The 12,070-nt window shown below is 64.5% G+C and carries 6 protein-coding genes, 1 tRNA gene and 1 pseudogene; 6 read left to right on the top strand and 2 right to left on the bottom strand.

Annotated features, from left to right (window positions below):
• The first annotated feature begins 108 nt into the window (after positions 1 to 108).
• The gene (locus HRU92_RS16745) at positions 109 to 315 is read left to right on the top strand and encodes a hypothetical protein (protein WP_172121980.1); all 207 of its coding nucleotides are present in this window, start codon (positions 109 to 111) and stop codon (positions 313 to 315) included.
• A 692-nt stretch (positions 316 to 1,007) separates the two neighbouring features.
• The gene (locus tag HRU92_RS16750; RefSeq protein ID WP_172121981.1) at positions 1,008 to 1,712 is read left to right on the top strand and encodes a hypothetical protein; all 705 of its coding nucleotides are present in this window, start codon (positions 1,008 to 1,010) and stop codon (positions 1,710 to 1,712) included.
• Between the two features lie 165 nt (positions 1,713 to 1,877).
• On the opposite strand, the gene polA is transcribed toward HRU92_RS16750, so the two are convergent.
• A complete protein-coding gene (polA, locus tag HRU92_RS16755) occupies positions 1,878 to 4,784 on the bottom strand; it encodes a DNA polymerase I (RefSeq protein ID WP_172121982.1) in 2,907 nt (968 codons plus the stop codon).
• Between the two features lie 248 nt (positions 4,785 to 5,032).
• Here polA and HRU92_RS16760 point away from each other — a divergent pair, with 248 nt between their 5' ends.
• A complete protein-coding gene (locus tag HRU92_RS16760) occupies positions 5,033 to 7,372 on the top strand; it encodes a PAS domain-containing protein (protein WP_172121983.1) in 2,340 nt (779 codons plus the stop codon).
• A gap of 105 nt (positions 7,373 to 7,477) precedes the next feature.
• Positions 7,478 to 9,337 (top strand): PAS domain-containing protein, encoded by a 1,860-nt coding sequence (locus HRU92_RS16765; protein ID WP_172121984.1) that lies wholly within the window; start codon positions 7,478 to 7,480, stop codon positions 9,335 to 9,337.
• A 39-nt stretch (positions 9,338 to 9,376) separates the two neighbouring features.
• On the opposite strand, the pseudogene HRU92_RS20635 reads toward HRU92_RS16765, so the two are convergent.
• A pseudogene (locus HRU92_RS20635) lies at positions 9,377 to 9,721 on the bottom strand (lytic transglycosylase domain-containing protein); the annotation flags it as partial.
• Positions 9,722 to 10,420: 699 nt separating this feature from the next.
• On the opposite strand from HRU92_RS20635, the gene HRU92_RS16775 reads away from it, so the two are divergent.
• Both HRU92_RS16775 and HRU92_RS16780 read left to right on the top strand, forming a co-directional pair.
• Positions 10,421 to 10,497 (top strand) — tRNA-Arg (locus HRU92_RS16775).
• Between the two features lie 323 nt (positions 10,498 to 10,820).
• Positions 10,821 to 12,008 (top strand): restriction endonuclease, encoded by a 1,188-nt coding sequence (locus HRU92_RS16780; RefSeq protein WP_173088721.1) that lies wholly within the window; start codon positions 10,821 to 10,823, stop codon positions 12,006 to 12,008.
• Positions 12,009 to 12,070 lie beyond the last annotated feature (62 nt).

The following is a 12,070-nucleotide window of genomic DNA, read 5'->3' on the forward strand; positions in this document are numbered from 1 at the left end:
AAAATCCAACGCAGGCGGAGCGGGGAGGTTTCCCTTTCGTGACCGATAAGGGGGAACCTGTGGCGGGGCCGGGGGATTGGTTTGCTGACGGCAACAAGGAGCAGTCCCATGAGCCAGCATCCCAAAACCCAGACCCCGAGCGATCTCGACCTCAAGCGTAATCCCGGCATCGGGCAAACCACGCGCGGGATCGACCAGACCGGCACCGTGTTCGAGGACACCGAAGCCGACAACACGGTCGAGGGCGACGTGATGAACGATGTCGAGCCCGATGGCAGCGTCAGCACCGAGCATACCGGGCGCACCAACAAATAATTTGGTTTTTTGGTCCGTGAAGGATTTTAAGTGCCGGGTCCTTGGGGGCCCGGCTTTTTTGTGCGTGCGAAGGCGCCGCCGGGCGGGCCCGTCGGTGTTGGCGTGGGTAGAGCGGGCCCCGAGGCGATGATCGCCTCTGGAGGGGTGGAAAAGGAGGCGACAACCGCCTCGGGGCAGCCGGGATTTACCGATTCAGCTGGCGTCGCGCAGCCCCCAAATCGGCAGGGGCTGAACTGTCCGACGCCGCTCGAACCCACGGGGAGCACGACCTTCCCCGTCCCGGCGGTCCCCACTGCCATCCGGTCGCTGCAGCGCCGCTCCATGCGTGGGAATGGGTGGAGTATGGGGCAGGGCGGAGGCGGCGGGGATTAGTTTTTGCCATTTTGCATTTTGAAGACGCACTTGCCCTCTTCTGCGGGCATGCACTGACCTTCTCCTTCCCCCTTGAGGGGAGGGCCGGGGTGGGGGTTCAGGCGCTTCAACACGCACTGTGCCAAAGGGCGAATACCCAAGCACCCAACCCGCATCACGCCAGGGGCAAGGTCCGAACCCCCACCCTCGATCCCTCCCCTCAAGGGGGAGGGAGGCGCACGTCCCCCGCGCGGTGAAGGTGGCGCTGGTGCAGCAGCCGCACTGCTCGACACCGGCTGCCCGCGGCATTATTCTTGCGGCCAACGTCCGGAGTCGATGCCATGACCACTCCAGCCGCTACTCCCCGCCAGCCCAGCCGCCGCGCCCGCCAGGCGCAGCAGGCCATGCGCCGTATCGCCGTTGTAGCCGCGCTCGGCATCGGGTTGGGGCTCCTGATGCAGGGGCTGATCATCCTCCTGCGCCTGGTGGGCGCCGGGGCCGCGCCGGGGCTGCTGACCCTGGCCGAGCTGGCGCAAACCGTGACCTGGTCGGTGCTGGTCTGCACCGGGGTGGCGCTGGGCACGGCGCTGGGCAAGGCGCGCGGGGCACTGGCGGGCTTCATCGGAGCGGTGTTTGCGCCCGTCGCGCTGGCGGCGGCCAAATCGGTGCAAAAGGTGATGCTGAGCGTGCTCGATGCGGTCGAGCAGCCGGGGCTGATTTCCCTCACCACGATCGGCGTCGTGCGCGCGCTCGAATACGGCATTCTCGCCTGGGTCCTGGCCTGGCTCGCCCAGCGCCAGGAGCGGCGGCTTTGGCCTTATGCCTTGGCAGGCGGGTGCGTCGCGGTGCTGTTCGGCGGCGCGCTCCTGTTCCTGACCTTCATGCTCCAGGGCCTCGACGGCAGCGGCCGCAACTGGCTCGCCCTGGGTACCATGGCCGTCACCGAACTGGGCTCGCCGCTCGGCTGCGCTGTAGTGATCTACCTGGCGCAACTGGTGGCGACCAATGCGCGGCTATGGGCGCGAGGGTCGGGTGAGGGGGTTTGATGGTGCCAAGCCCCGATTGTCATGCCGGCCCTGAGCCGGGATCCATCCTGAGGTGCTGGGGTGGTTCCGAGTGCTGGCGGCGGGTGGAGAGATGTCGAGATGGGCCCCGGCTCAAGGCCGGGGTGAGATCGGGAGTGGGTGAGGGGTGCAGAGGCTGCTGGTGTGTCAGTGCGCCTCGTCCCAATTGTTTGCGGCGTGTGCGTCGACCTGGATTGGCACTGACAAGCGCACTGCCGGCTCGGCGGCGCCTTCCATGACGGCCTTGATCGCCGGCATGGCGGCGGCTTCGGTACCTTCGGGGACTTCGAAGATCAGTTCGTCATGTACCTGGAGGAGCATGTCGGCTTCGATGCCGGCTTCCGCCAGGGCCGGTTCCATGCGGATCATGGCGCGGCGGATGATGTCGGCGGCGGAACCCTGGATGGGGGCGTTGATGGAGGCGCGCTCCACAAAGGCGCGTTCGCTCGGATTGTGGGAATTGGCGTTAGGGAACTGGATTTTCCGGCCAAAGAGCGTGGTGACAAAGCCATCCACTTTCACGCGGCGGCGCTGCTCGTCCATATAGTCCTTGATGCCCGGAAAACGCTCGAAATACGTCTTGATGTAATCGCCCGCTTCACCGCGGCCGATGCCGAGCTGGTTGGCCAGGCCAAAGGCCGAAATGCCATAGATGATGCCGAAATTGATCGCCTTGGCGCGGCGCCGGACATCGGCGGGCATGCCTTCCACCGGCACGCCGAACATTTCCGAGGCGGTCATGGCGTGAATGTCGAGCCCTTCTTCAAAGGCATCCTTGAGCGCCTGGATATCGGCGATGTGGGCGAGGACGCGCAGCTCGATCTGGCTGTAGTCGGCGGAGATGAGCTTTTTGCCGGGGGCGGCGACAAAGGCCGAGCGGATCTTGCGCCCGTCCTCGGTGCGCACCGGAATGTTTTGCAGGTTCGGGTCGTTGGAGGACAGGCGCCCTGTCAGCACCGAAGCCTGGTTATAGGAGGTGTGAAGGCGCCCCGTGCGCGGGTTGATATAGGTCTGGAGCGCGTCGGTATAGGTGCCACGCAGCTTGGTTAGCTGGCGCCATTCCACGATGGTGCGCGCCAGCGGCACGCCCTTTAGCGCGAGATCTTCGAGCACATCGGCGCCGGTGGACCAGGCGCCGGTCTTGGTCTTGGAGCCCCCGGGCAGGTTCATCTTGCCAAACAGAATATCGCCAAGCTGCTTGGGCGAGCCGAGATTGAAGCTTTCGCCGGCCAGTTCATGGGCTTCGGCCTCAAAGGCGGCGGCGCGCTGGGCGAACTCGCCCGACAGGCGCGACAGCATGCCCCGATCCACGGCAATGCCGCGCGATTCCATGCGCGAGAGCACCGGCGCCAGCGGGCGCTCGAGGGTCTCGTAGAGCGTGGTGGCGTTTTCCGCGACAAGGCGGGGCTTGAGGATATGCCAGAGGCGCAGGGTGACGTCGGCGTCCTCGCCGGCATAGCGCGCGGCGGGGGCGATCTCGAGCTGGTCGAAGGTTTTCTGGTTACGGCCGGTGCCGGCCAGCTCGCCAAAGGAAATGCATTTGTGCCCGAGCCACGCATCGGCCAGCACATCCATGCCATTGTAGCGCGCGCCATCAAGGGCATAGGAGATGAGCATGGTGTCGTCGACCGGCCCAAGCGTGATGCCGTGGCGGGCGAACATCGTGATCTCGTATTTGATGTTCTGGCCGATCTTGAGCACGGAAGGGTGCTCGAGCATGGGTTTTAGTGCTTCCAGCACTTCGCGGGCCGGGAGCTGGCCTTCGAGGAGGCCCCCCTGGTCGAGGAGGTCGCCGGCCTTGCGGTGGCCAAAGGGGATGTAGCAGCCATTGCCCGGCGCAGTGGACAGGCAAATGCCCACAAGATCGGCGGCTTGCGGATCAAGCCCGGTGGTTTCGGTGTCGATCGAGACATAACCGGTCTGGGCGATGCGGTTGATCCACTCCGCCAGCTGCTCATGGGTGGAGACGATCTCATAGGCGTCGTAATCGACCGGGATCGCCTTGATGGCGTCGTGGACAGCGCGGGCATGCAGGGCCGGGCCGGTGCCAGGGACCTGCGGGGCCTTGAGCTTGGCGCGGGCGACGCTGAGGTCGGTCGACTTGACGCCCTGCGGGCCGCCGGCGCGCAGCTCCGGATCGGGCTCATAGGCATCGGGGTCGGCATCGAGGAGGCCGCCAAGGCGCTTGGTGATGGTGTAAAATTCCATCGCCTTGAGGAAGGGGAAAAGGGTCGCCGGATCGATGGGGGTGCGTTCAAGCGCCTCGATGGGCAGCTCGACGGGCACGTCCTGGGAGAGGGTTACGAGCTGGCGCGAAATGCGCGCGAGCTCGGCATTGTCGGCGAGCTTTTGCCGGCGGGCGGGCTGCTTGATCTCGTCGAGGCGCGACAGCAGCGTTTCCACATCGCCAAAGGTATTGATGAGCTCGGCCGCGGTCTTGACGCCAATGCCGGGCACGCCGGGGACATTGTCGACGCTGTCACCGCACAGGGCCTGCACCTCGATCACCTTGTCGGGGCCAACGCCGAATTTGGCAAACACTTCCTCGGCGCCGATCCAGCGCAGCGGCGGCTGGCCGGGGCGGGGGATGGTGTCGAGCATGCGGATGGAGCCATCGGGCTCGACCAGCTGCATCAGATCCTTGTCGGAGGACACGATGGTGACCTTGCCGCCGGCCGCGCGCATCTTGCAGGCATAGGTGGCGATGATGTCATCGGCTTCCCAGCCTTCCTGCTCGATGCAGGCAATGCCAAAGGCGCGGGTGGCGGCGCGGGTGAGGGGGAACTGGGGCACCAGCTCTTCGGGCGCAGAGGGTCGATGCGCCTTGTATTCGCTATAGAGATCGTCGCGGAAGGTCTTGGCGGAATGATCAAAGATCACTGCCATATGGGTCGGCTCGTCCTCGCCCTTGAGATCCTCGGTGAGCTTGAACAGCATGTTGCAGAACCCCTGCACGCAGCCGACGGGCAGGCCATCGGATTTGCGGTTGAGCTGGGGCAGGGCGTGGAAGGCGCGAAAAATATAGGCCGAGCCGTCGACGAGCAGCAGATGCATGAAAAGCGATTCCGAACGAAGTGAGCCTCAACCTTAAAGCAGATAGGGCAGGGGACCAAGCGCTCCAAGTTGCCGCACAATGTTGCAACCAAATGGGGCGCAGTGCGTTCGAGGTCAATCAGGGGGAAGTATGCATTCGGTAACCTCGTGCGTTCCGCAGAACTAGTGCTGGCGACGTCAAGCTGTCGGCGCACCCAGGTTTGGGTGCAGAAATTTGTCACTGGCGCGGCTGCGCAAGGCAGGTCGGCGTGATCAACTCCGAACGCGCCCTGGTGTTGGTGCCGCGCGGTCCTGACCGCCTGCTGGCGGTCGACCTGCTCGATGAGGCCGGCTGGGCGGCAACGCCGGTCGACACGCTCGACCAACTCGTTGCCGGCTTGCATGAAGGCGCGGGCGTCGCCCTTGTCGCCGATGAAATGCTGCGCGACGAGAATCTGGACCCCCTGCTGGTCTGGGTCGCCAACCAACCCTCCTGGTCCGATTTCCCCTTTGTGGTGCTGACCCAACTGACTGCCCTTCCGGCCGACAGCCCGTTTCACAATAGCCTTCAGGCTTCGCTCGCCAACGTCATTTTCCTGGATCGCCCGTTTCATCCCCGCGCGCTGGTCAATGTGGTCAGCAATGCGCTGCGCGGCCGGCGCCGCCAATATCTGGCAAGACGCTATCTCGACGATGTCCGGCAAAGCGAGCAGCGGCTGCAAACCGCGCTGCTGGCGGGTCGCATGGGCTCCTGGGAGCTCGATATCGAGGACCTGGTGCTGACGGGCTCGGATCAGTTCAAGGCCAATTACGGCCGGCGGCCCGAGCAGACCTTTCTTTTCGCCGATCTGGTGGAAGCGGTGTCGCTGCCCGACCAGCGCCGGGTGCAGCGCGCGCTCGAGGACACGATCCGCACCGGCGCCGATCTCGTGATCGAATATCGCGTGACCTGGCCGGATGGCTCCGAGCATTGGGTGGAAGCCCAGGCCCGGGTGCTCAATGATCGCTGGGGCAAGCCGCAAACCGTGGTCGGGGTGTCCACCGAAATCACCGAGCGCAAGTCGGCCGAAACCGAGCGCGAAAAGCTGCTCTTTGCCCTGGCCTCGGAACGCGAGCGCACCCAGGAGGCCCTGCGCGGCGAACGGGCGCTGTCCGAATTGCTGATGACCGGGGTGCCGGCGGGCATCGTCGCTTATGACACGGCGCTGCAGGTGACCATCTGGAACCCGGTGATGGAGCGCTTGTTTGGCCGCGAAGCGGCTGCTGTGCTGGGCCGGCCACTGGTGGACGCCATTGGCGGGGCCGATGATGACAGCATCGAAGCCCGGCTGCGCGAGGCCCTGGCCGGAATTGCCGGGCCGGTGGAAGAAGTGGAACTCGCCACCGCCCAGGCCGGCACGGTGGTGCTGGAAAGCCAGCACGCGCCGCTGCGTGGGGGCGATGGCAGCGTGGTGGGCGGGGCGGCGTTTTTCCGCGACATCACCGACCGCCGCCGGGCCGAGGAGCAATTGCGCCAGGCCCAGAAAATGGAAACCATCGGACAGCTCACCGGCGGCGTCGCCCACGACTTCAACAATCTGCTTGCAGCCGTGCAGGGCAATCTCGAACTCCTGCGCAAGCGCCTGCCGCCCGACCCGCAGCTGCAGCGCTTCGTTGATGGCGCCATGCAGGGCGCCCAGCGCGGCGCTTCGCTGACCTCGCGCCTCCTGGCCTTTGCCCGCCGGCAAGACCTGCGGCCCGAACCCACCGATCTTTCAGCGCTTCTCGAGAATATGCGCGGACTGATCGAGCGCTCGGTTGGACCGCTGATCACGCTCGACATGGACATCACGCCCAATCTGCCGCCCGCAAAGGTCGACGCCAACCAGCTCGAACTGGCGATTTTGAACCTGACCGTCAATGCGCGCGACGCCATGCCCGAGGGGGGCACGCTGACCATTACCCTGACCGAACGCGATGGCGCTTCGGGCACAATGGGGCTGCGCGGCTCGTTTTTGCGCCTTTGCGTGCACGATACCGGCACCGGAATGGACGCGCAGACGCTCAAGAGCGCAATTGAGCCATTTTTCTCGACTAAACAACTCGGCAAAGGTACTGGACTGGGCTTGTCGATGGTGCACGGTTTGGCCGTTCAGCTCGGCGGCGCCCTGCACCTTGCCAGCCAGCCCAATCAAGGCACCACGGCCGCGCTGTGGCTGCCTGTTTCTTCTGCACCCGTCACGGAGGTTCTCCCCTTGGAGCCTGCTAGCTTCGAAACCCCCGCATCCACCATTCTCGTGGTTGATGACGACGCGCTCATCAACATGAACACTGTCGATATGATCGAGGATCTCGGCCATACCGCGCTTGAGGCTTATTCGGGCAAGCAGGCGCTGGAGATCATCGCCAGCGGCCGCCAGATCGACGCCCTCATCACCGACTTTGCCATGCCCGGCATGACCGGGGTTGAGCTGGCCACCAAGGCGCGCGAACTGCGCCCGGACCTGCCTATCCTGTTGGCCACTGGCTATGCGGACCTGCCCAATGGCACCCCCGTGGACCTGCCCCGGCTGGCCAAGCCGTACCAGCAGTCGGACCTCGCCTCACACCTGGCGCGCCTGCTCGCCTAGCGGTCAGAGCTTGCCAAATCGGCTGGGCTGATCATTATAGCCGCGCCAAGATGCTGTTGTTGATGTCGCGGGGCTCGGCGACAGCACGAATTGGCCGGAGGCCGTGTGTTTCGCGCATCAAGTTTTGCTGGGATCGACCTGGCGGCATTGTTCAATGCCGCCCCCAACCCCTATGTTGTTCTCGACCTCGACCTGACCATTGTCGGGGCCAATGAGGCCTATCTGCGCGTCACCGGCCGCACCCGCGAGGAAATCACCGGCAAGCAGCTGTTTGACGCTTTCCCCTCCGATCCCGCTTCCCTAGGCGGGCGCCTGCTGCGCGCTTCGCTCAACAAGGTTCTCGCTGACGGGCAGCCCGATCACATGGCGCTGGTGCCCTATGATACCAGCCGCCCCGGCGAGCCCGCGCAGGTCCGCTATTGGAGCGCCACCCATACACCCATCATGGGTGAAGACGGGCGCATGGCCTTTATCCTGCAGCACACCACCGATGTGACCGAACTGGAGCGGCTGCGCCAGGGCGATGGCGCGGGCAATCAGTGGCAGGCGGGCCTGTTGGACCGAGCCGCCGCGGTGCAGGCGCAGAACGACGAATTAGCGGCGCAGGCCAGCCATGTCCGGCGCCTGTTTGAACAGGCCCCCAGCTTCATGGCGGTGGTCGGCGGGCCCGAGCATGTGTTCGAGCTGGCCAATGCCTCCTATCTGCAGCTGGTGGGCCATCGCGAACTGCTGGGCCGGCGCGTTGCCGATGCCTTGCCCGAAGTGGTGGAACAAGGCTTTCTCGAGCTGCTCGACACCGTGCGCCGCAGCGGCGAGCCCTATGTGGGGCGCGGCGTGCCGATCCGGCTGCAGAAAAGCCCGGGCGCGCCGCCTACGGAAGCCTTTCTCGACTTCATCTACCAGCCCATTCGTGGGGCGGATGGGGAAGTGGTGGGGATTTTTGCGCAAGGCCACGACATCACCGAGCTCAAGCGCGTGGAAAAGGCGCTCGAGCGCGAAACCCAATTCCTGACCCTCGCGCAGGAAGCGGGCGGCGTCGGCACTTTTGAATGGGACCTCGCCACCAATCTCGTCAGCGGCTCCCCCGCCTTTTTGCGCCTTTATGGCCTTGATCCCAACCGGCCCGAGCTGCCCATCACCGAATTTGCTGAAGTGGTGCATCCCGAGGATCGCGAACTGCTGGTGATCGAGCCGAGCCCCGGCATGGATGAGGGGTTCCGGCGCACCGAATACCGGGTGCTCACCCCAACAGGCGTGCGCTGGATTGCCCGCCAGGCCGTGGTGGTCCGCAACAAGGAGGGCGAGCCCGAGCGTGTGCTGGGTGCAGCCTTCGACCTGACCGAGCGCAAGGATGCCGAACTGCAGTTGTCGCTGATCGCCCAGGAATCAGCGCACCGGATCAAGAACATGCTGGCCATGGTGCATGCCATCGCCACCCAGACCCTGCGCACGGCGCCGTCCCTGCCCGAAGCACGCGACGCGATCGGCGCGCGGCTGGTGGCGCTGGGGCAGGCGCAGGACCTCTTGACCCATGGCAGCGTGGCCGCCGGCATTGCCGATGTGGTCGCGGCAGCAACGCAGCTGCACAGCGAAACCTTTGGGCGCTTCCGCGTCGAAGGCCCCAATCTCGAGCTGACGCCCAAGGCCGTGCTGGCCCTGGGGCTGATGCTGCATGAACTGGCCACCAACGCGCTCAAATATGGCGCGCTGAGCGTTCCGGGCGGCGGGGTCGACATCACCTGGAGTGAACGGCGCGAGGACCTTGAAACGGGGGTGGCGTTCGTTGATTGGGAATGGCGCGAATGGGGTGGCCCGCCGGTGCAGGAACCCACGCAAAAAGGCTTTGGCTCGCGCCTGATCGAGCGGGGCTTGGCCAGCAATCTGGGCCGGGCCGAGTTGATCTATGCACCCACGGGCCTGGTGTGCCGGGCGCGGATCGCCGTCGCACGGGTGGCGGTGGGCTAAAGATGGGGGAGTAACGCCGCGCCAGCGCGGCGTGGGGCGTTAGCGCAAGCCCGCTTCTTCGAGCAGGCCCTGCCGCTTGGCGTCGTAATAATAGCCGCTGGCATAAAAGCGCATGGCGCGGTCTTCGCTGCGCCTGGCGGTGATATAGGCGCCGGCCAGATATTTCACTGCATAGCGCAGATTGGTTTCGGCATCGAGCAGGCCCGCGGCCGAGCCGCGATAACCCATGCCTCGCGCCGTGGCGTGGCTGATCTGCATCAGGCCCATATAGGGCCCGTTGCGGGCGGCGGGGTTATATTTGCTCTCGCGCACGATCACCCGGTGCACGAGGCGTTCGGGCACATCATAGGCCCTGGCATAATAGCCGATCATGCCATTGAGCCCGCTGCCACTGCCGGCATAAGCCAAGGCGGCGGGGGCGGGGGGAATGGCATCCGCCCGGGGCACATGGCCGGCCTTGGTGGGCGCGAGCGCCGCAATCGCCGCGGTAGCGGGGGCCGGTTTGATGGAGCCCATGGAACAGCCCGCCAGCAGCAGCGCCAGCATGAGGGCAGCTCCGGCTGAAGCGGCGCGGGCGCGCGAACTGGCCTGTCGGGGAGCGGAAAGGTCGATCATGGCGCCATCTTACTGTTTTTGCTCAAATTGGCCATAGGGCCCGAAAAGGGCAGCTTCATGGCAGTTTTTGGGCGGAGAGGGTGGGGAGATAGTGCTGATGCGGCATGCTGCGCCCAAGCGGCAGCGTTGCCGGAGCCTGTGACCCCGGCGTGGTGTGGCCCAAGGGCGAGGAGCAGCCGTTACGCGGCGCGGCGGCAGAGGCAGGTGGAGCCGGCTGATCGCGAACGCCATCTGCACCTAGATTGGGAAACCAGCAAGCAGCTTGGCTCAGCCCAGGCAGGCAAAGGGGATTTAAGCTGCAGCTTCGCTCGGCCCATGCAGGTAAAGGGGATCAAGGAGATGGGCGACTGGGATGGGCGGCGGGGTTCCGGCCCGGCAGAATTGTTGCGACACCCCGTTGCGCCGCCTGCCGGCATTGGCTAGGTTGCGCCCTGTTCAGCCGGGGCTCCTGAGTCCCGCCCCACGGATGCACCCGTAGCTCAGCTGGATAGAGCGCTGCCCTCCGAAGGCAGAGGCCACACGTTCGAATCGTGTCGGGTGCACCAACAACTTCAATAACTTAGCGGGATTTTAGTTCTGCTTCAAGTCTATTGCGGAAGCGGTACGGAAGCAGTCTTGGCCCCATGCCCGGCAAACTTGGCTAGTGGCAAAGGGACAATGAACGAGCGCGGGCGGTCGTGATGTGCGCCTCAATCAGGGCGGTGGGCGGCCCGACAGCTCTCGGCAATAAGCATATAAAGGCCGCCCATCGTATCCTTGCGCACCCGCAGTGCTAACTGCGGCGGCGAAGCCGGGCTTTTCCGATTGCTCTGGACGTGGCAGGTTGCCCTCTTCAGACTGCGGTGCCCTTCCCGATGGACTACCCTGCTTGACCATCTTTGACTTCGATGAGCTCCACAGCGCGGACCTGCAGATCGACGCAATCTATGAAGGCGGCTCTCGCGGCAATGCTGGCGATGAACCCCTTGTCCGATTGCTGCGTGTTAGCAATAGCGGGGGTTTTCGCTACCGCGGCAACATGGATAACTTCAGCATGCTGGTGCTGACGACCGGTATGTCTGAGCCGGACTGGCCGGACAATATCGACCGGGAATCTGGCGTGTTCACTTACTACGGCGACAACCGGAAGGCCGGACAGGCGCTGCACGCCACGCCAAGGCGAGGGAACGAGATTTTGCGGCGCATCTTCCGTGATGCACATAGCGGGCCCGATGGGCGACAGCGCGTTCCCCCGATCTTTGCCTTTGCTACCTTCCGGCCCGGGCGCAATGCCCAGTTCCTGGGCCTGGTGGTTCCAGGAACTTCGGGACAGAGCACGCTGGAGGACCTTGTTGCCGTCTGGCACAACACTGCCGATAGTCGCTTTCAGAACTACCGGGCACGCTTCACCATACTCGATGCTGGAACGGTATCGCGGCAGTGGCTGGACGACATTATCAACGGCAATGACGTCATGACGTACGCGCCCCAGGCATGGAAAATCTGGCGTGAGACCGGTCAGTACCGAGCCCTACGAAGCCACCGCTCAGTGCCTTGGCGAAGCCGTAACGAACAACATCCTGAGGACGACGAGGGCCGCGCCATTGTTGCTGGGATCCATGCGCACTTTGCGGACAGGCCCCAGCACTTCGAGTACTTCGCTGCCCGTTTGGCCGAGCTGTTGTTACCGGGCGCGCATGACCTCGACGTGACGCGACCCTCGCGGGACGGCGGGCGAGATGCAATTGGGAGCCTGCGCATTGGCGAAGGGCCGAGTTCTATTGCAGTTGAGTTCGCGCTCGAGGCTAAATGTTACGCGCCGAGCAATTCAGTTGGTGTTCGCGAAATGTCACGTCTGATCTCACGACTGCGCCACCGGCAATTTGGAATACTCGTCACAACTAGCCATCTCGATCAGTACGCCTATCGTGAAATTACTGAGGACCAGCACCCCATCTTGGTTGTCGCGGGACGCGACATAGTTCGGATCCTGCGAGCAAACGGCCGGGCTGATCGTAGATCGGTTTCGCACTGGCTCAATGTTGAGTTCCCGCAGGACATGAAGACTCATGAGTAAGCAAACAGCCTGGATTTTGGTTGAGCGAGACTGAGCCAGAGCCCATATGTTGCGTATGGCCG

This window comes from Devosia sp. 1635 (assembly GCF_013185955.1).
Taxonomy (GTDB): Bacteria; Pseudomonadota; Alphaproteobacteria; order Rhizobiales; family Devosiaceae; genus Devosia.

What these genes read in the sequence shown, in the direction of transcription:
- HRU92_RS16745 (WP_172121980.1), top strand. Translation starts at nt 109, where the DNA reads ATGAGCCAGCATCCCAAAACCCAGACCCCGAGCGATCTCGACCTCAAG.
- HRU92_RS16750 (WP_172121981.1), top strand. Translation starts at nt 1,008, where the DNA reads ATGACCACTCCAGCCGCTACTCCCCGCCAGCCCAGCCGCCGCGCCCGC.
- polA (WP_172121982.1), bottom strand. Translation starts at nt 4,784, where the DNA reads ATGCATCTGCTGCTCGTCGACGGCTCGGCCTATATTTTTCGCGCCTTC.